Here is an 18,203-nt window from a genome sequence, read left to right as displayed (position 1 = left end):
GTTGATTAAAGCGCCGGCCGGGAGGCATAAACACGGGCGCCATGATGCTTTTTGGTGCAGATAACGGGGGAATTCACCGCCGTATGACGCGTGCCGGTGCAGGGAGCATGCGCATGCCCGCCCCCTGCCCGCGGGCTAGAGCTTATCGGTATCCTCAAGCGCGAAGCGTCCCAGCGGATTCTGGTAAAAATCCTTAATATTCTTGCGGCTGACGTTGCGATAGGGGCTGTAATATAAATCGATCCAGTTCACGTCCGCCTTGGCCATTTTTTGCAGGTCGATATACATCTGCTGCCGCTTGCCGGCATTCATTTCCACCCGCGCCGCGGCCACCAGATCCTTGACCTTATCGTTATGATAGCGGGTCATGTAATTCATATTGGCGTCATGGCCCAGCACAAAGGTGGTTTTCTGATCGGGATCGAGGATATCGTTGGTCCAGTACATCACCGAAATATCATATTCGCCCGCCACCAGCATATCCCAGCTCTGGCTTGGGTCGACCTTTTGCAGGTTCACCGTTACCCCGGCCTTGGCCAGTTGCTGTTGCAGCAGAATGGCGATCTGCTCGTCCACCTCATCCCCGGCGTTGACGACATAATTCAGCTTCAGATCCGACGCGCCGGCGGCCTTAAGCATCTGCCTGGCTTTCTCGGGATCGTAGGGACGCTGCAGGTTGTCCGCATAATGAAACAGCGCGCCCTCGGGAATATAAGAGTTGGCGACATGGCCGAAACCGAAGGTCACGGTATCGACAATGGCTTTTTTATCAATGGCGAAATCCAGCGCCTGGCGCACCTCGACCTTGGCCAACGCGCCATGCTCGTGGTTAATCAGCAAATGATCCTCGCGGGTGGATCGATCCAGATGCACGTCCAGGTTGGGGTCTTTTTGCAATGACGCGATGCGGGAAAACGGCACCGATAGCGCCGCGTCCAGCTCACCCGCCTGCACTTTCAGCATGCGTGTGTTGTCGTCCGGCAGCGTCAGCCATTCCACGCCGTCCAGCTTGACGCGATCCGCCTGCCAGAAATAGGGGTTCTTCACCAGCACCACCTTTTCGCCACGGGTCCAGGACTTGACGCTAAAGGCGCCCGAGCCCACCGGTTTTTCGGCAAACGCCTCCTCGCCCATGGCTTTCACCACTTTTTCCGGCAGCACCGACACATTCGGCAGCGCCAGCTGCGAGAGGAACGGCGCGGACGGCGTTTTCAGCGTTACCACCAGGGTGTGGGGGTCGGTGGCTTCGGCTTTATCGATGACGCTGTAGGAGTCGCGCCATAAGGACCCTTCATTATCGCGTATGCGCAGCAGGCTGAACACCGCATCCTGTGCGGTCACCGGCGACCCGTCGGAGAATTTGGCGTCGCGCATCTTAAAGGTATAGACCTTGCCGTCGGGTGAGATTTCCCAGCTTTCCGCCAGCCCCGGCTCCAGGCGCGTGCCGTTTTTATCCACCCGCACCAGCACGTCGAATACATTGGAAAACACCCAGTTATCGGCGTTTTGCGCCGACTTAATCGGATCGAAGGTCGTGGAATCCTCGCGCCGGCCAATGCTCAATACCCCGGCGGCTTCGGCGATTTGGCCGACCGCGCTGAGCGCCAGAAAGACCGCGGCGGCGGCAACGTTAAAATGCTTACGCTTCATGGTTAACATACCTCATTGAAAAGGAAAGTCGGCTTCGCCGGTATTTCTGTCGAGCACACAGGCAAAAGCATGGTCGGCAACATGCCGGGTATCAGGGGTGGAACCGGTACGGCAAGCGGGTCGGGCATAACGGCAGCGGGGATGAAAGGCGCACCCCGGCGGAATGGCAATCGGGCTGGGCGGTTCGCCGGCCAGCGGCTCGGCGGGCAACGGCAGATCGGGGTTGATTTCCGGGATGGCCGCCACCAGCGCCGCGGTATACGGATGGCGCGGCAAATGGAATACCGATTCCACCGGGCCTTCCTCGACAATACGTCCCAGGTACATTACGGCCACCCGATCGCACAGGCGGCGGACAATGGCCAGGTCGTGGGCGATAAACAGTATCGCCAGCCCCATGCGCTCACGCAGATCCATCAGCAGATTGATAATCTGCCCCTGGATGGAGACATCCAGCGCGGCAACGCATTCATCCGCCACCATCAGCCGCGGTTCCAGCGCCAGGGCGCGGGCGATGCCGGCCCGCTGGCACTGCCCGCCGCTCAGGGCGCCCGGCCGCTTATCCGCCTGCGCCGGCCGCAGCCCCACCAGCGTCAGCAGTTCGGCCACCCGGGCGGTTATCGCCCCCGGCGGTACTTTGCGATGCACGCGCAGCACTTCGGCGATGGCGGCGCCGATGGTCTGGCGGGGATTGAGCGATGAAAACGGGTCCTGGAAAATCATCGCCGTCTGCCGGCGCAGGCGGGCGATATCGCTCGTCAGGCCGTGGGTTACGTCGCGGCCGTCGAAACGTACGCTGCCGCCGGTGCTTTTCTCCAATTGCAGGATGGCGCGGCCGAGCGTGCTTTTACCGCTGCCGGACTCGCCCACCAGTCCCAGGGTTTCACCGGGGTGGATACGCAGCGATACGCCGTTCACCGCCTGAACCCGCGGCCGGTTCCAGCGCAGCGGATTGCCGCCGGACAGGGGAAACGACACCCGCAGCTCATCGACTTCCAATAATGGATAGGCGTTGGTGATCATGATCCCTCCCGGTGGGTTAACGCATGCAGAGGATAAAAACAGGCCGCGCCGTGGGCCGGATCGCCGCGCGCGGCCAGCAGCGGCGGTTGCACGGACGGGCATGCCTCGCCGGCGCGCGGACAGCGGGTATGGAACCGGCAGCCCGGCGCAAAGCCATCCGCCGACGGCGGCTGGCCGGCGATGGTCTTTAAACGGCCGCCGCCGCCTTCGCTCACGGGCTGGCAATCGATCAATCCCTGGGTATAGGGGTGCAGCGGCTGCGCCAATACCCGGCGTTTGGCGCCGACCTCGCACAATCGGCCGGCATACATCACCGCGATCCGATCGCAGGTTTGCGCCACCACGCCCAGATCGTGGGTGATCATAATGATGGCCAGGCCCAGCCGGTCGCGCAGATCCATTAATAAACGCAGGATTTGCACCTGTACCGTCACATCCAGCGCGGTGGTCGGCTCATCGGCAATCAGGATTTTGGGCTCGCAGGCCAGCGCCACGGCGATCATCGCCCGCTGGCGCATGCCGCCGGAGAACTCATGCGGGTAATGATCCACCCGCCGTTCGGGATCGGGGATGCCCACCCGGCGCAGCAGGCCGACGGCCGCCGCACGCGCCTCCCGCCGCCCGGCGCCGAAATGGGCGCGGCGGCTTTCGGCGATCTGCCCGCCGACGGTCATCACCGGGTTAAGATGGCTGGCGGGATTCTGGAAAATCATGCCCAATTGATGGCCGCGCACCCGGGTCATCTGGCGGGGATCGAGGGTCATGATATCGGTCTCGCCCAGCCACGCCTCGCCGCCGCCCATGGTTAATCCTTCCCCGGGCAGCAGCCGCATCAGCGCCCGGCAGGTGACGGTTTTGCCTGAACCGCTTTCGCCCACCAGGCCGAGCATTTCGCCCGCCGCCAGGGTAAAGGAAACATCATCCACCAGGGCGATGCCCTGGCGGTTGTTGACGGTCAGGTGATTGACCCGCAGTACCGGCGCGCTCATGGCCGTGCCCCCAGTTTATCGCCCAGGCCATCGGCCAGCAGGCTGAAGCCCATCGCCAGCAGCACGATGGCCAGTCCTGGAAAAGTCGTGATCCACCAGGCGGTGGTGATAAAGCTCTGCCCTTCGGCAATCATCACCCCCCACTCCGCCGTCGGCGGCTGTACGCCGAGGCCGAGATAGCTCACCGCCGCGCCGTTCAGCAACACCAGCACGCAGTCCGACATGGAAAACACGATGGAGCCGGTCAGGGCATTGGGCAATAAATGGGCGAACAGAATGCGTCCGTGGCTAAACCCCAGGCTGCGCGCCGCCAGCATAAAGTCGCTATGCTTGAGGATCAGGACCTGCGAACGCACCAGCCGGGCGTAGGAAACCCAGCCCACCAGCGCCATGGCGATATAAAAGCTGCCCAGCCCCGGTCCGATAATGGCGATAATCGACAGCATCAGCACCAGGAAGGGAAATGCCAGCACAATGTCGATGCAGCGCATGATGAAAGCGTCGACGGGACCGCCGAGATAACCGGACAACGCCCCGACGATGGTGCCGATGGTAAACGGAAACACCACGCCCAGCAGGCAGATCTGCAAATCGACGCGCGCTCCCCAGAGGATCCTGGAGAAAATATCGCGGCCGAAGTTATCGGTGCCGAACAGATGCGGCAGGCCAGGGGCCAGCAGGCGCGCATCCGCATTCTGGTAAAGGGGATCGAAGGGCGCGAGCCAGGGGGCGAGCGCCGCCAGCACACACCACATCAGCAGGATACCCATGCCCGCGCGCAGCGCGGCGCGCCGGGGTAGCCAGCGCACGGAAAAATGGCGGACGGCCTGGACGGACATCATAATGTGACCCTCGGGTCCAGGGCCACGGTCAGCAGATCGGCCAGCAGGTTGACCAGCACCGTCGCCAGGGCAAACACCATTACCACGCCCTGCACCACCATATAGTCGCGGCTGAATATCGCCTTGACCAACAGCTGGCCCATGCCGGGGATGGCAAAGACGCTTTCAATCACCACCGTGCTGCCGATAAGCCAGCCGATATTCACCGCCAGCAGGTTGACCGTAGGCACCAGCGAGTTAGGCATAACATGACGCCAGAAGATACGTCCCTCTTCCTGCCCGCGCGCCCTGGCGGCGGTGACGTAATCCGCCTTCAGCTCCGCCAGCAGGCTGGCGCGCAGGTTACGTGTCAGCACCGCCGACAGCGCCAGCGCCACCGTCAGGCAGGGCAGCACCAGGTGATGCAGCCTTGCGCTCCACGCGTCGCCATAACCGGAGACAGGAAACCAGCCCAGGGTGACGCTGAACAGCAGGATCAGCATAATGCCCAGCCAGAACGCCGGAAAACCCAGTCCGGCGGTGGAAAGCAGCCGGATAACCTGGTCGGCGGCGCTCCCCCGCCGGCGGGCGGCGACGGCGGCCAGCGGCACGGTGAGCAGCAGCGCCAGCAGCACGCTGCCCGCGACCAGGCACAGCGTGGGCTCAATGCGGGTCATAATCAGTTTCAGGGTATCGACGCGATAGACAATGGAGCGTCCCAGCTCGCCGTGCAGCAGGTTAGTGAGAAAATAGCCGTACTGTACCCATAACGGCTGATCCAACGCATACTGGGCGCGAATACGCGCGATCGCCGCCGGGGTGCTGCGTACCCCCAGCAGAATGCGCGCCGGATCGCCCGGGATGGCGCGCACCAGCATAAAGGTGATGATGCTGATGCCCAGCAATACCGGCACCAGTTGCAGCGGACGGAACAGGACAAAGCGATAACGGTGCATTCTCCCTACCCCCTGCCGCGTTGATGGGGTATATCCGCCGCGGTATTTTCCAGCATCAGGCGTTTGATTGCACCCGGATGGTGCAATACCACCTCGATGCCCAGCCAGCCGCCCCAGGAATGACCAAGCAGATGCACCCGCTCCAGGCCCATAGCCCGACGTACGGTGTCCACTTCACGCACATAGCGCGCCATGGTCCATAATCCGGGCAGATCCGGCCGATCGGACCGGCCGGTGCCCAATTGATCAAACGCCACCACCCGGTAGCCGTGGTGGCTGAGGCAGGGTTGCGCTTCGCGCGGGTAGTCGCAGGGCAGCCCCGGGCCGCCGTTCAGGCACAGCACTGTCTCGTCGCCCGCGCCGAACTCGTAGGCCGTCACCCGATAACCGTCGACCTCAATATCCACTTGCCGGTCAGGCCTGATCTCACGCCACATATCTCCCCCGGTGCTTGCCGGCGGCCCGCGCCGCGCCGCCATGATGATGTCTTTACGCTACGCATAAGCCGCGGCGCTGAACAGTTAGTAAAAATGCTAGGTTTCGCCTCCGGTCCCCGGGCGGCGTGGCATCCAAATTGCATGCCATCCGGTGGCCGACAACAAGCGTCGCGAGCGCCGGAAGCGATACGGGAATGGCTTTGCAGGATCCATGCCCTGGCGCCATGGAGACTGGATGAGATAAGGGGGGCCGATGAGCATTGTGGTAACCGATGTATTGCCGACGCCGCAGGCCGGCTGCAGTCTTGACGACGCCTTTTTATCCCTGTACCGGCAAAGCGCCCGGCTGGGCATGGAGGCGCTGATTTATGATTACACGCCGGTGCCGCGCTCGCTGGAAGGCGAACTCATTACGCCGTCGGTGCTGCGCATGAGCAATGTGCCGGAGGATATGCGGCAGCTATGGACCGAAAGCGGCTACTACCAGGTGGATCCGGTGCAGTTGTACGCCCTGAAAAGCTGCGCGCCTTTCGTTTGGTCTTATCAGCGCCCGGATACGACCTTGCTGCGCGATATCATCGGTGAGCGACATCAGCCTGTAACGCACTATATGCGCGACAACAATATGCCCTGCGGCGCCACGGTGCCCCTGCACCTGCCGCAGGGGGGATTCGCCACCCTGACCGGCATCGTCAGCGGCGGCGGCCGGGAGCGCGATCTGACCCAGACTCTGGCGGAGCTGGGCCTGCTGGCCCATACCTTTCAGGAGCGTGTTTATCCGCTATTCGACCGCCAGATGCTGACCTGCCAGTATGTGCGCCTGAGCAAACGCGAACGGGAGTGCCTGAGCTGGTCGGCCGAGGGGCTGACCGCCAAGGAGATCGCCCGCAAGCTGTCGCGCTCAATTGCCACCGTGACGCTGCATTTGAACTCCGCGGCACGCAAGCTGGGGGCCAGCAACCGGGTCCAGGCCGTGGTGCGGGCGATGCATTACCGCCTGCTCGACAGCTGAGCCGGCGCAATACCTAGCATTTTCTCTAGCTATCCGCCGCCGGGCGCGCTGTTTTACCCTAGGTTATCCTTAACCGACAGGTAAACCGTCATGTACAGCATTACCGAAGGCTACGCGCCGTTTCAGCAATACCAAACCTGGTACCGCATCTGCGGCGATCTCCATAATGGCAAGACACCCCTGGTGGTGGTCCACGGCGGCCCGGGCTGCACCCATGATTATGTCGACGCGTTCCGCGATATCGCCGCCAGCGGCCGGGCGGTCATCCATTACGATCAGCTCGGCAATGGCCGTTCCACCCATTTACCGGACCAGGGAGCCGACTTCTGGCGGGTATCGCTGTTCCTGGCGGAGCTGGATAACCTGCTGGCGCATCTGGGCATCGGCAACAACTATGCCTTGCTCGGCCAGTCGTGGGGCGGGATGCTGACGGCGGAGCACGCCGTATTGCGCCCGGAAGGTCTCAAGGCAATCGTCATCGCCAATTCGCCGGCGTCGATGGCGCTATGGCTACAGGCGGCGGCCAGGCTGCGCGCCCAGTTACCGGCCCCGGTACAGCGCTGCCTGACGGAGCACGAAACCGCGGGCACCCTGGACAGCGACGCGTATCGCCAGGCCACCCGGGTATTTTACCAGCGGCACGTCTGCCGGCTTACGCCCTGGCCGGAAGAAGTCACGCGCACCTTCGCCGCCATGGACGCCGACCCGACGGTGTACCATGCCATGAACGGTCCGACGGAATTCCACGTTATCGGCACCATGAAAAACTGGGACATTATTGACCGGTTGGCGCGGATACAGGTACCGGCGCTGCTGATATCGGGCCGCTACGACGAGGCGGCGCCGGAGGTGGTGCAGCCCTTCAAGGATCATATCGCCGGCGCCGAATGGGTGATATTCGAGCAATCAAGCCATATGCCGCACGTAGAGGAGCGCGCGGCCTGCATGCGGGTAGTGGGGAACTTCCTGGACCGGCAGTTGGATGCCCGGGAGAGCGTCGCCGGCCGTTAACCGCCGCGGCGACGTTGCCGGCGGCGATGTGTTGGCGCGGCCCGGCAACCGCGGCCGTGCGGTCATCAGGCCAGCCCGGCCAGTTTTTTTACCTGGCCGACGAACGCATCGCGCTTCACTTCCTCGAATAGCCGGGCACGCAGCCGCGGCGCCGGGCTGGCATTCACGTTCTCGAACAGCGCCACCCGGCCGGCCAGCGCCCCGGTGGTCATATCCCAGATAAAATTCATCAACCGTTCTTTTTCCATGGCGCTGGCGCCGTGGCCGGCCAATAACTCCCGCAGCGCGTGGCCGATATCGGGATTGTCGAAGGCCGCCTTGCCAAAACGCATCACCAGCCCCTGCCCGCACATCTCCTGCAGGATATGGACAATGTGCGGATAGTGCCGGATGGAATACAGGCGGCCGGCGGTCAGCATGCCGGCATCGGGCGCCATTACGCCGCCCTCGGTAAGACGCGCCTGCGCTTCGGCGGCATAGATAAAGGCGCGCAGGGTTTGGGCATATTCAATCAGCTCCCCCAGCATGGCCTGCACGGCGGGAATGCGGCCGGTGCCCAGCACATCCAGCACCAGCTGCCCGGCGCCGACAAACAGCTCGGCCTTTACCGCCAGCCTTGTCAGCACATGCCAGTGGGCGAAAACGCATACCGGGCCGTAATACCGCATCGCGTCGGGATCGCCAAGATTAAAGATACGTTCGGCGGGCACAAAAACGTTATCGAAAATAATAAACTGGTCGGCTTCTTCCCCCAGCCCGGCGATGGGGTGGTCAAACGGATCGGCGCCGGGATGGGAGACCATTTCCCGCGAAATCAATTTGATGCCCTCGGCGTTAACCGGGATCGCCCCCCAGATGCAGGCTTCCGGCGGCGTTTCCTGGCGACTCCCCAGGTTGGTGAAAAAAATCTCGTTGGCCTGGGCGGCGACGGAGCCGACGGTTTTGGCCCCTGAGACGCGAATCCCGCCCCGCTCGATACTTTTTACCCGCAGCAGCGACCCCCAGCCCGCCTTGGGCGACGATCGGTCGGCCTGCGGACCCGCCAGGCTTTCCGCGGCGGTCAGGTTATTATCGCGGCCATAGGCCAGGTAGCGTTCGATATTTTCGGCAAAATCGGGACGGCAGCCGTCCAGGGCGGACCGCTTGGCTTTAAAGACAGGCAGCAGGGCATAGAGTCCCACGACGATGGCGGGCGCCAGATCGGGCGGGCGGCCGAAGGTGCCGCCGGTCTTGAGCGAGGTGTATTCAATCATTTTGCGCCGCTCGCGCAGATCATCGCAGGTCCGGGGAATTTGCCAGGCGCGGCTGACCACCGTCCCGCTGGCGGGATCGACGCAGGTGGTGGCGTCGGCATGCTCCGCGCTGAACTGGTCGTCGAACATCGACGCCAGCACATTGACCCCCGCCGCCAGCGCGGGGTCGTCCATCACGCCGCCAAGCCTGTTGCCGTTAACCCACAGCCGCCGTCCATCCTCCAGGGATGCCTTGAACTCGGCGCCGGTCCTAAGCCGGTGCGGCTTACCCTTTGCCAACACGGATGTCATAGTGATTCCCCTTCCCTTGGGTCAAAAACGCAACGCCCCGGCTTTACGCGCACCGGGCGCTATTTTTACCTATCCCGGCCCGGTCTTTATGGCCTGCCGCTATCCACCGTACCCGGCCGGTTAAGCTAAGCACGGGCTAAAGCAAGATTCAAACGTTATGTCTTGCCGGGATAAGAAGGGTTTAAGAAACCCTCTGGGCTACAGACCGCTCGGCGCGACGCGGCACTGGATGGGGTCCGCGCCGCCGGCGCAGTCGAGCGTAAGGGAGCGCGGGCTTTCGCCCCGGTGCGTCGACAAGGCCACCTCGTAGCGGGTTTGCCAGGATCGCCCCTGCTCGCCGCACCACAAGCGTTGAACGGGCAACCGATCCTGTTGGTCATTGAGGATAATCACCTCGCCGCTGGCGATATTCTTCCACAGTCCGGTGGAGAGCGTCGCGCCGGGGGCGACGGCGCCCAACGGGACCGAATACCAGTGGGCGGTGGTCGCTTCGCAATCCAGGGGACGATGGCCGGTGTTATTCACCACCACCAGAAAAGGGGTTAATCCCCGCGTACCGCGTTGATAATTTGTTGATTCCCCGGCGTAGATTGCGGTGGTGAAAAAAAACAAACAGGGCAATACTAGCCCCTTTAGTGTCATAAAATGCTCCAGTAAACAGGTCCTATCCGTTAGGAATGCATCAGAAAAGATTTTATTAGCCGTATTGTCAACAATAAAATGTATCGAGGACAGAAGATGATGGGTAAAGGTTGGTTAAAATACGCGGCTGCGATGTCGGTGCTGTCGGTGCTCTGTTCAGCGGCCTATGCCGCTGATATTAAAACTATCGCCATAGTCACCCCCGAACCCGGCACTGATTTCGGCTGGAACCAACAGGGCATCAGCGCCGCCAGGGCGGCCGGTGCCAAAGAAGGCGTCAAGGTCATGGTGGCGGAGAACCTCGGCTACGGCGATATCCGCCCCACGCTGCGCGACCTGACGGAAGATGGGGCGCAGCTTATCATCGCCCACGCCAGCGGTTATAACCAGTCAGGGCCGGAAATCGGCGCGCAGGCCAATGTGCCGGTGGCCATCACCGACAGCCCGTCGTCGTTAAAAGCCGGCAAAGTGGCCGATTATACGGTAAGCGGCCAGGAGGGGGCCTACCTGGCCGGCGCGCTGGCGGCGAAAATGACGCGCAGCGGCACCATCGGCATCGTGGTTTCCGGCGAGCCGCCGGCCTGGAACGCGCAGTCCTCGGCTTTTATCCTCGGCGCCAGGGCGGCCAGGAGCGATATTAAAATCCGTTACGCGGTGATCGGCCCGGCGGCGTACAGCGATGCCGCGGGCGGTAAACGCGTGGCGGCCTCCGTTATCGCCGCCGGCGCGGATATTATCTTCGGCCAGGGCAACGGCTCGAGCTTCGGCATGCTGCAGGCGGTGGAAACCACCCCGGCGCCGGACGGCGGCAAAGTCTATTTTATCGACGTCATCGGCGACAAATCCCCCATTGATAAAGGCAACCTGCTCAGTTCCGTCCTGTGGAACCTGACGCCGGTCTACACCGCCATGATCGAGGATCTCAAGCAGGATAAATTCGGCTCCCACAACTACAAGACTTCGCTGGCGGACGGCTCGATCAGTCTGCTGAAAACCGCCCATATCCCGGACGATATCTGGCAGAGCGTCAACGCGGTGCGCGACGACATCATCAGCGGTAAAATCACCGTGCCGGCGGATTACGACGCTAAATCGCTGCACGACCTGCTGGCCGCCGGCGGTAAATAGTCCGGCGGCAAACGCCCCGGCCGGGGCGCGCCCGTCGCGCTCCGCTTAACGTTATCGAGATCATGATGAGCCAGAATCTGCCTTCATCGGCCTGCCCGGTCGTGACCGTCTGCCAGGTCACCAAGCGGTATCCCGGCATTATCGCCAATGACCAGGTTGACCTGGCGCTGTGGCCCGGCGAGGTTCATGTGCTGCTGGGGGAAAACGGCGCAGGGAAATCCACCCTGGTCGCCATGCTTTCCGGGCTGCAGCAACCTGACGAGGGGCATATCGCGGTGGGGGGCCGGGTCGAATCGCTGTCCTCCCCCCGTCGCGCCCGCGCGCTGGGCATCGGCACCGTGTTCCAGCATGCCATGATGGTGCCGGCATTAAGCGTGGTGGATAATATCGCCCTCGGCGATCCCTGGTGGCGGCGTCCCGCGCGCCGCCATTATGCGGATCGGGTTAATGCCATCGCCCGGGATATCGGCGTCAGGGTCAACCCGTTCGCCCTGGCGGGATCGCTCTCACTCGGTGAGCTGCAGCAGGCGGAAATCGTTCGTACCCTGTTGCGCGGCAGCCGTGTGCTGATCCTTGACGAAGCCACCGCCATGCTGACGCCCGACAACGCGCACGAACTGGGGCGGTTGATGCGCCGGCTGGTGGCGCAGGGCCTGGCGGTGGTCTTCATCACCCATAAGCTTAACGAGGCGCTGGCCTGGGGCGATCGCATCTCGGTGCTGCGCCGCGGCCGTAAAGCAGGCGAGATAGGGCCTGAACGGCTCAAATCCCTTACCGCCCCGCAGACGACCCAGGAAGTGGTCGAAATGATGTTCGGCATTCCCGGCCAGGCCGCCGCGACGCCCGCGGCAGCCGCGGCGCCGGCGCCGAAAACAGCCGGTAAGCCGGTGCTCGAGGCGCAGGGGTTGGCGGTAGAGGATCCGCTGGTGCCGGTCGCCGGCATCGATTTGATGGTTCGCGCCGGCGAAATCGTCGGCATCGCCGGCATCGACGGCAACGGGCAAAAACAGCTGGCCGAGGCGCTGGCTGGCCAGCGCCCGCTGGCCGGCGGGCACATCTGCCTGGACGGCGAGCGGATAGACCATGAAAACATCGGCCAGCGACGCCGGCGCGGTCTGCGCTACGTCACCGACGACAGGCTGGGCGAAGGTACCGTCGCCACCTTTCCGGTCTCGATTAACCTGCTGCTCAAGCAGATAGGCGACACGCCCTTCTGGCGGCGGGGCATCGTGCAGCCGGCGGCTATTGCACGGCACGCGCTCAGGCAAATCCTGGAATACGATATCCGTACCCCGGCGGTCGACACGCCGGTTGGCAAGCTGTCCGGCGGCAATATCCAAAAGACGCTGCTGGCGCGCGAACTTAGCGGCCAGGCCCGGGTGGTCATCTTCGCCAAGCCGACCCATGGGCTCGACCTGCAAAACACGCAATCGATCCGCGGGAGGATACGCCGCGCGGCCGGTGCGGGCATGGCGGTATTGCTGATATCAACGGATTTGGAGGAACTGCTGGAACTGGCGGACCGGATCGCAGTGATGGCGCAGGGCGGAATAATCGGCATGGTGGAGAATAATCCGGCGGCCCGGGGCCGCATCGGCGAGCTGATGAGCGGAGCCATGACATGAGCGGTCGCTCCGGTCCTGCCTGGGGGCGACGGCTGTCGCCGGCCCGGCTTAAATCCGCCCTGGCACGCGCCGGGCTGTCCGTGGCGCCGGTGGTTATCGCCCTGGTGATCACCGGCGCCCTGTTGCGGATCATGGGGGTCAATCCCCTGGATTATTACGGTTTTATTCTGCAAAAGGGGCTGATGACGCCCTCGGGCCTGCAGGCGACGCTGACCCGCATGGGGCCGCTGTTGCTTATTGCCGCCAGTTTGATGGTGGCGTTTCGCGCCGGTCTGTGGAACCTGGGCGGCGACGGCCAGTTTTTACTGGGCGCGGTTATCGCCTCGGCGGTGGCGGCCCCGCTGAATCAGCTCGGGGCGCCGTCGTGGCTGACGCTACTGGCGGCAATGGCGGCCGGTACGTTGATGGGCGGCGCATGGGCGATTCTGCCGGCCATCTTAAAGGCCTGGCAGCATATTAACGAAATCATTACCACGATGATGATGTCCTTTTTAGGCATTTCGCTTGCCAATGTGCTGGTCAAGCTGGTGTTCGCCGATCCCGCCACCACCGTGCCGGAAACCCGTACCCTTCCTTATGCGCAGCGGCTGCCGCCGCTGTTCGGCACCCATACCTCAAGCGGGTTGCTGATTGGCCTGTTTGCCGTGATCGCGGTGCATTGGCTCATGAACCGCACCGCCTTCGGGCTGCGGTTGCGCACCGTCGGCGCCAATCCGCGCGCGGCGCTCCATGCCGGCCTGCCGGTCGGGACGCTGACCATCGCGGTACTCGCCCTGTCCGCCGCGCTGGCGGGCCTGGCCGGCGCGGTGGAGGTTATCGGCATCGAAGGCAACGTGCGCGCCGACTGGAACCCGGCCTATAGCCTGCTGGTGGTGCCGCTGGTGTTTCTGGCCCGCTTCAACGGGTTCGCCACCATCGCCTTTGTCTTTATTTTTTCGGTGCTGTCCATCGGCAGCGAAAGCGCGGCCCGGCGGATGGGCGTTCCCAACCATTTTACCCTGGTCACGGTAGCCGTGCTGCTTATCGTGCTCGGCCTGACGGAAATGGTCGCGCAGCGGCGGCGCGGCCGTGCCGGCGGGCAATAAGGCAAATTATATGGATTTACTGACGCAAGGTTTTCTCTCGTCCCTGCTGCTGGGGGCGATTATCGCCGGCGTACCGTTGTTGTTGACCGGCCTGGGCGAACAGTTATCGGAAAAGGCCGGCGTTTTGAATATCGGACTGGAGGGCATGATGCTCACCGGCGCCTACCTGGGTTTTTATACCGCCTGGCAGACCCAGTCCATGGGCCTGGGGCTAGTGGGCGGCGCTGCCGGCGGCATACTCATCGGCCTGCTGATGGCCGTGCTGTGCGTCTGGCTGCGCCTTAACCAGATCGTCATCGGCATCGCGCTGACGCTCGGCGCGCAGGGCGCCACCGCGCTGTTGCACTACCTGCAATTCAGCCGCACCTACCCCCGCCTGGGCGGAATCGACAGCGTGGCGCTGCCGCTGCTGTCCGGCATACCCTTTATCGGGCGCATCTTGTTCAACCAGCCGCTGGTTGTCTATCTGGCGGTGGGGTGCGTGGCGCTGTTTGCCGCGGTCTATCGCCATACCAACCTTGGCCTGTATCTGCAGGCCGCCGGCGACAAGCCCGCCGCCCTCGACGCCGCCGGGGTAAGCGTTTTGTGGACACGCACGCTGGCGGTACTGGTGACGGGCGCGCTGGCGGGGCTTGGCGGCGCCTTTATGTCGCAGGTCGGCGCCGGTATTTTTGTGCCCTTCATGACCCAGGGCAACGGCTTTATCGGCATTGTGCTGGCGATGCTGGCGCGCGGCAGGCCGCTGTGGGTACTGGGGGGAGCATTGCTGTTCGGCGCCTGCCTGTCGTTGACCACCGCCCTGCAAGTGCTGGGGGTGGATATGCCCACCGATGTGATCCAGATGCTGCCGTTTATGGCGGTGATGGTGGTGCTGGTCGCATTCGGCCGGCGCGCCAGCTTGCCCGACGCCCTGGGAACGGCCTATATCCGGGGTGAACGCTAAGGGCGTTAAATCTACTTATAAAGATATGAAAGCCGTACAACTAAATGGGACTATCGATAAATTGTTAGAGCACTAAATAGATGATCCTAATACCGCTACATTTTTGCTTGGCCGTGCTTCCCTGCGGGAAATGGGCTTACTGTTTTCATTTATTGCTCCCGCCGACGTAACTGACTTTGCCCGTCCCGCTGTGCAATGCACCGGCCAGATAATATTTTTCGTTCTGTCCGGGCGTGACAATGCGTTTTTGCTGACCGCGTAGCTGCCAGTCGGCACCGATTTTTGGGTTAAGATGGATCCCCACCTCGTCCTCGTAAAACACTGGATTTTCATGACTGCACGGGGCAAGCTCTTCAGCAACAGCGGCCACTTTATCTTCTTTATGTGGGTCACGAATGCTCAGCGTTGGCGCTGCCCTTCGCCACACCAGCCCGGCAGCGGGAAGCCAATGTCTCACCGTTGAAGCATGTAAACGACAACCTGTTATCTCATTGATTTTGATTGCCAATAACTTTGTGCTCCAGCGTGAGCGCTGATAGCCAAAATCTACCGGCGAGTGTTTAACAAGCTAACTCAATAGTGCGCAGATATACTCAAACGGCCAGCGTCGCCCATGTCCCGGGGCTATGGTTTTAGACCTTCCGGGCCATAAAGCGTGAACCAATTAATCCAACGCGTCAGCGACGACAGGATAAATATTATGGCTATGTATATTTTGAATTAAATATTTTCTAATATCACCTCCATCATTCTCGGACAAGTCATCGGTGGATATGTTCATTGGTGAAAATTAATGTGACAAACACTCAATATCACATAAGCTTGCTATTAATTTCTGGAGAACACGCCTAATTGAATGATTGCACTAATCGTACCTTAAAGAAATTTGAAACATGCATCATTAATATGAACCTGTTTATAGGGTGAAAGAGAAAGGTGAGGTAGTAGGCAGAAGGGCATTAAAGGATCATTAAAATGTATTTCGTCATAATCCAACACATAATGTTCAACAGATGTGATAAGGAGAAGATGTGTGCAATTATTATTCAATCAACGCGGGAAAATAATTTATTACTAGTTAATGCTTGTTGCATTGGCTAATATTAACTTATGGTGCTGAAAAATTGGAGCACCCTCTAATTTATCTGGCCTAAGGTAAATAATATTAAGTTGTGTAAAAAATTTTAAGACGATCACAGGAGAACCCATGCAAACTACGTTAACATTCAACTCACCGAGCTCAATAAACACTAAGCCCTCATATGGATGTCGTAGGTTTTACGATGACGCTTCCTTCTTGCCAAATCCCCTACAAGGTTTAAAAAAAGCGGGAAATTTTGCTGTTAATACAAAGCTGATTTTTGACGAAAAAGCAGTGGGAAATCTAAAATTTTGCGAATTATTTACGAATAAAGTATTATTAAACACTCTTACAACTCCCTTTAAATATAATCAATCAAACCATGTAGTGTCTCCTAAAAATAATAGAACTAATGATTACATATCATTTATAATGAACAAGAAATTCATTAGCCTTGACAATTTATCTGAGTCTTTAATCGATGTAATTAATTCTCGCTATGCTGAGACATTAACTACGGAAGGTGAATGTGTTGAATTTAACCACTGCCGCGCCTTTTTCGATGTTAAGTATGATAAGATTCGTTTTGCATTCAAAAATGGTGCAGTTGTGAATCTCTCAGTTAATGCTGAAGGTAAGGTTTATGGGTTTTACGATTACTCACATGACTTAATTAAGATTATTGCGGCTGGGATTATAAGAACTGGATTCGCGGAGAAATTGGTCGTTGTCTTAGAGAAAATTGAAGTTGATAAGACAGCAGCTTTAGCAAATGTAGTGACGTCTGATGATAAATTAAAACTCCTTAACGGCATATTAAAAAAAACTCGGTATTTTTTCAAGGGTAGCCGTTTCAAGTCGAGTAATAAGATAAAGACCAACGATGATATAAAAGTTCGCTGGGATGAACACATCGAAACGATAAGACTCTTAGGATTATGCCGTGAATATCCTAATACTGGATTTCTTGAAGAATATATCAAATTTTCAGTCGACCATCAAGTTGGGAATTGCGGCGAAATGGCAAGAATAACTTATGCCTTTTGTGAAAGTTATCATTTATGTCCAGAGTTTATTAGTTTTGAAAAAAATAAATATTCTAATCACGTAGCATGTGGTGTTAAAATAAACAATGAATATTACATACTCGATCCTTGGGCTAATATAATATGTAAAGAAATAAATTTTATATCAGCTCTGAAGAATAAAATTGCCGCCTGGAACAAAAGTGGTAAATTTATTTTAAACGGGGAAGCTGGAACTATTCACATGAGTCAAAATAGTATAACGCCTGTTGACCTATTGATGACACCAGAAGATATTTCTAAATTCAAGTTAGTACGCAAAATGAAATTAAACCTGGGGCGTCAAGTTGTTGGCTCCGCCTTCATAAATTATCTAGAAGATAAATTGAAAAATAAAGGGTTTGATAAAAAAGCAGCGGGTTAAAAATTTCTTAATTGTAAAGCATTATTCAACGCATTGATTATAAAGCTTAATGCGTAGTTTTACGTAACCCTACATCCATTAGCAATAATGAGGAATTTTGAAGCCGCTCGACGGTAAGAAGTGCCTAAGATGTACTGAACCCCAAAATTTGACACTGCCGCTGTTTTCAACATGAGCCGGGTATTCTACCTGGTTCATTCACCTAAATAGGTGATCCTCATACCACGACACTTTTGCTTGACCGTGCCTCCCTTCGGAAAATGGGCTTCCCGTTTTCATAACCGGTGGAGTATGTCGGCGCGAGGTCGGCGTAAATGAGAACTGCTGGATGATATAAAAAGACCGGAACCAGACCGTTTATTGCCGCGGCGCCTCAATCGCCTTTGGAATCAGTAAATTTCACTAAAAATACTTTGATTGAAATGTATCAGAATCAGCTATGCTGAGCTTTAGTGCGAAAATACACCTTAAAAATAGCCTTGGCGCAGCTCAGGTGTCAACAATACACAAATGTTATAAATATAGTCCCCAAATAATTACTCTAACTTAAGGCATATTTTGTATTCTCGACGATATTAGTTCATTTTTTTTGCTTAAGCGGCTTGATAAGCCCCTCAAGCCCCTCGATTTTAATGGCGAGCGTAATCGACATCAGTTCCCCCAGCCGGCCCTGGGGGAATTCACCTTTACGGGCAAACCACAGCAGATAAGGCTCGGGCAGATCGATAAGCGCCCGCCCCTGATATTTGCCGAACGGCATTTCGGTATTGGCGATGGCCACCAGATCTTCTTTCTCCATGATTGACT

General features: G+C 58.9%; 15 protein-coding genes and 2 pseudogenes. 7 read left to right on the top strand and 10 right to left on the bottom strand.

All coding sequences use genetic code 11. The features are described from left to right. Positions 1–135 precede the first annotated feature (135 nt). The 6 genes and pseudogenes from ACL2XN_RS25130 to ACL2XN_RS25105 all read right to left on the bottom strand — a co-directional run. Complete coding sequence (locus ACL2XN_RS25130) at positions 136–1,650, bottom strand: ABC transporter substrate-binding protein (protein WP_413729707.1); 1,515 nt, start codon at positions 1,648–1,650, stop codon at positions 136–138. 12 nt (positions 1,651–1,662) lie between these two features. Then, positions 1,663–2,673: an ABC transporter ATP-binding protein gene (locus tag ACL2XN_RS25125; protein ID WP_413729706.1), complete on the bottom strand. Its 1,011-nt coding sequence runs from the start codon at positions 2,671–2,673 to the stop codon at positions 1,663–1,665. Next, positions 2,670–3,662, bottom strand: coding sequence for an ABC transporter ATP-binding protein (locus ACL2XN_RS25120; protein WP_413729705.1), 993 nt, complete (start codon positions 3,660–3,662; stop codon positions 2,670–2,672). The genes ACL2XN_RS25125 and ACL2XN_RS25120 overlap by 4 nt, the downstream gene beginning before the upstream one ends. Beyond that, positions 3,659–4,504, bottom strand: a complete 846-nt coding sequence (locus ACL2XN_RS25115) for an ABC transporter permease (RefSeq protein WP_413729704.1) — start codon at positions 4,502–4,504, stop codon at positions 3,659–3,661. The genes ACL2XN_RS25120 and ACL2XN_RS25115 overlap by 4 nt, the downstream gene beginning before the upstream one ends. Next, entirely contained in the window at positions 4,501–5,439 is a 939-nt protein-coding gene (locus ACL2XN_RS25110; protein ID WP_410014128.1) for an ABC transporter permease, read from the bottom strand. Before ACL2XN_RS25110 ends, ACL2XN_RS25115 begins: the two co-directional genes overlap by 4 nt. Positions 5,440–5,462: 23 nt before the next feature. Continuing rightward, a pseudogene (locus tag ACL2XN_RS25105) lies at positions 5,463–5,876 on the bottom strand (alpha/beta fold hydrolase); the annotation flags it as partial. Between the two features lie 253 nt (positions 5,877–6,129). Between ACL2XN_RS25105 and ACL2XN_RS25100 the strand changes: the two are divergent. Further along, positions 6,130–6,888, top strand: a complete 759-nt coding sequence (locus ACL2XN_RS25100) for a LuxR family transcriptional regulator (RefSeq protein ID WP_413729703.1) — start codon at positions 6,130–6,132, stop codon at positions 6,886–6,888. 90 nt (positions 6,889–6,978) lie between these two features. Further along, positions 6,979–7,899, top strand: a complete 921-nt coding sequence (locus ACL2XN_RS25095) for a proline iminopeptidase-family hydrolase (RefSeq protein WP_413729702.1) — start codon at positions 6,979–6,981, stop codon at positions 7,897–7,899. 65 nt (positions 7,900–7,964) lie between these two features. On the opposite strand, the gene ACL2XN_RS25090 is transcribed toward ACL2XN_RS25095, so the two are convergent. Together ACL2XN_RS25090 and ACL2XN_RS25085 are read right to left on the bottom strand one after the other, a co-directional pair. Next, positions 7,965–9,443 carry a 4-hydroxyphenylacetate 3-hydroxylase N-terminal domain-containing protein gene (locus ACL2XN_RS25090; protein WP_413729700.1) on the bottom strand — a complete coding sequence of 493 codons (1,479 nt, stop codon included), beginning with the start codon at positions 9,441–9,443 and terminating at the stop codon, positions 7,965–7,967. A 198-nt stretch (positions 9,444–9,641) separates the two neighbouring features. Next, a complete protein-coding gene (locus ACL2XN_RS25085) occupies positions 9,642–10,085 on the bottom strand; it encodes a hypothetical protein (protein WP_413729698.1) in 444 nt (147 codons plus the stop codon). 96 nt (positions 10,086–10,181) lie between these two features. Here ACL2XN_RS25085 and ACL2XN_RS25080 point away from each other — a divergent pair, with 96 nt between their 5' ends. The 4 genes from ACL2XN_RS25080 (at position 10,182) to ACL2XN_RS25065 (ending at position 14,866) form a co-directional block, all read left to right on the top strand. Beyond that, positions 10,182–11,213 (top strand): putative B6 ABC transporter substrate-binding protein, encoded by a 1,032-nt coding sequence (locus ACL2XN_RS25080; protein ID WP_413729696.1) that lies wholly within the window; start codon positions 10,182–10,184, stop codon positions 11,211–11,213. A gap of 62 nt (positions 11,214–11,275) precedes the next feature. Continuing rightward, the gene (locus ACL2XN_RS25075; RefSeq protein ID WP_413729694.1) at positions 11,276–12,838 is read left to right on the top strand and encodes a putative B6 ABC transporter ATP-binding protein; all 1,563 of its coding nucleotides are present in this window, start codon (positions 11,276–11,278) and stop codon (positions 12,836–12,838) included. Continuing rightward, on the top strand, positions 12,835–13,923 hold the full coding sequence (locus ACL2XN_RS25070; RefSeq protein WP_410014121.1) for a putative B6 ABC transporter permease subunit 2: 1,089 nt from the start codon (positions 12,835–12,837) through the stop codon (positions 13,921–13,923). The genes ACL2XN_RS25075 and ACL2XN_RS25070 overlap by 4 nt, the downstream gene beginning before the upstream one ends. A 10-nt stretch (positions 13,924–13,933) precedes the next feature. Beyond that, positions 13,934–14,866: a putative B6 ABC transporter permease subunit 1 gene (locus ACL2XN_RS25065; protein ID WP_413729692.1), complete on the top strand. Its 933-nt coding sequence runs from the start codon at positions 13,934–13,936 to the stop codon at positions 14,864–14,866. A 148-nt stretch (positions 14,867–15,014) separates the two neighbouring features. On the opposite strand, the pseudogene ACL2XN_RS25060 reads toward ACL2XN_RS25065, so the two are convergent. Continuing rightward, positions 15,015–15,553 (bottom strand): annotated as a pseudogene (locus ACL2XN_RS25060) (IS630 family transposase); the annotation flags it as partial. Between the two features lie 520 nt (positions 15,554–16,073). Between ACL2XN_RS25060 and ACL2XN_RS25055 the strand changes: the two are divergent. Continuing rightward, positions 16,074–17,396, top strand: a complete 1,323-nt coding sequence (locus ACL2XN_RS25055; RefSeq protein ID WP_413723379.1) for a transglutaminase-like domain-containing protein — start codon at positions 16,074–16,076, stop codon at positions 17,394–17,396. Between the two features lie 580 nt (positions 17,397–17,976). Here the strand turns inward: ACL2XN_RS25055 and ACL2XN_RS25050 are convergent. After that, complete coding sequence (locus ACL2XN_RS25050) at positions 17,977–18,195, bottom strand: DUF3820 family protein (protein WP_331120350.1); 219 nt, start codon at positions 18,193–18,195, stop codon at positions 17,977–17,979. Positions 18,196–18,203 lie beyond the last annotated feature (8 nt).

The sequence above is a fragment of the Sodalis sp. RH22 genome (assembly GCF_047324165.1).
GTDB lineage: Bacteria > Pseudomonadota > Gammaproteobacteria > Enterobacterales > Enterobacteriaceae > Acerihabitans.
This window is presented reverse-complemented; position numbering and strand designations above follow the sequence as displayed.

Bases quoted from the DNA above. Each gene is read 5' to 3' on its own strand.
- ACL2XN_RS25100 (WP_413729703.1), top strand. From the start codon at position 6,130: ATGAGCATTGTGGTAACCGATGTATTGCCGACGCCGCAGGCCGGCTGC.
- ACL2XN_RS25080 (WP_413729696.1), top strand. From the start codon at position 10,182: ATGATGGGTAAAGGTTGGTTAAAATACGCGGCTGCGATGTCGGTGCTG.
- ACL2XN_RS25115 (WP_413729704.1), bottom strand. From the start codon at position 4,504: ATGATGTCCGTCCAGGCCGTCCGCCATTTTTCCGTGCGCTGGCTACCC.
- ACL2XN_RS25070 (WP_410014121.1), top strand. From the start codon at position 12,835: ATGAGCGGTCGCTCCGGTCCTGCCTGGGGGCGACGGCTGTCGCCGGCC.
- ACL2XN_RS25065 (WP_413729692.1), top strand. From the start codon at position 13,934: ATGGATTTACTGACGCAAGGTTTTCTCTCGTCCCTGCTGCTGGGGGCG.
- ACL2XN_RS25120 (WP_413729705.1), bottom strand. From the start codon at position 3,662: ATGAGCGCGCCGGTACTGCGGGTCAATCACCTGACCGTCAACAACCGC.
- ACL2XN_RS25110 (WP_410014128.1), bottom strand. From the start codon at position 5,439: ATGCACCGTTATCGCTTTGTCCTGTTCCGTCCGCTGCAACTGGTGCCG.
- ACL2XN_RS25130 (WP_413729707.1), bottom strand. From the start codon at position 1,650: ATGAAGCGTAAGCATTTTAACGTTGCCGCCGCCGCGGTCTTTCTGGCG.
- ACL2XN_RS25055 (WP_413723379.1), top strand. From the start codon at position 16,074: ATGCAAACTACGTTAACATTCAACTCACCGAGCTCAATAAACACTAAG.
- ACL2XN_RS25050 (WP_331120350.1), bottom strand. From the start codon at position 18,195: ATGGAGAAAGAAGATCTGGTGGCCATCGCCAATACCGAAATGCCGTTC.
- ACL2XN_RS25085 (WP_413729698.1), bottom strand. From the start codon at position 10,085: ATGACACTAAAGGGGCTAGTATTGCCCTGTTTGTTTTTTTTCACCACC.
- ACL2XN_RS25090 (WP_413729700.1), bottom strand. From the start codon at position 9,443: ATGACATCCGTGTTGGCAAAGGGTAAGCCGCACCGGCTTAGGACCGGC.
- ACL2XN_RS25095 (WP_413729702.1), top strand. From the start codon at position 6,979: ATGTACAGCATTACCGAAGGCTACGCGCCGTTTCAGCAATACCAAACC.
- ACL2XN_RS25125 (WP_413729706.1), bottom strand. From the start codon at position 2,673: ATGATCACCAACGCCTATCCATTATTGGAAGTCGATGAGCTGCGGGTG.
- ACL2XN_RS25075 (WP_413729694.1), top strand. From the start codon at position 11,276: ATGATGAGCCAGAATCTGCCTTCATCGGCCTGCCCGGTCGTGACCGTC.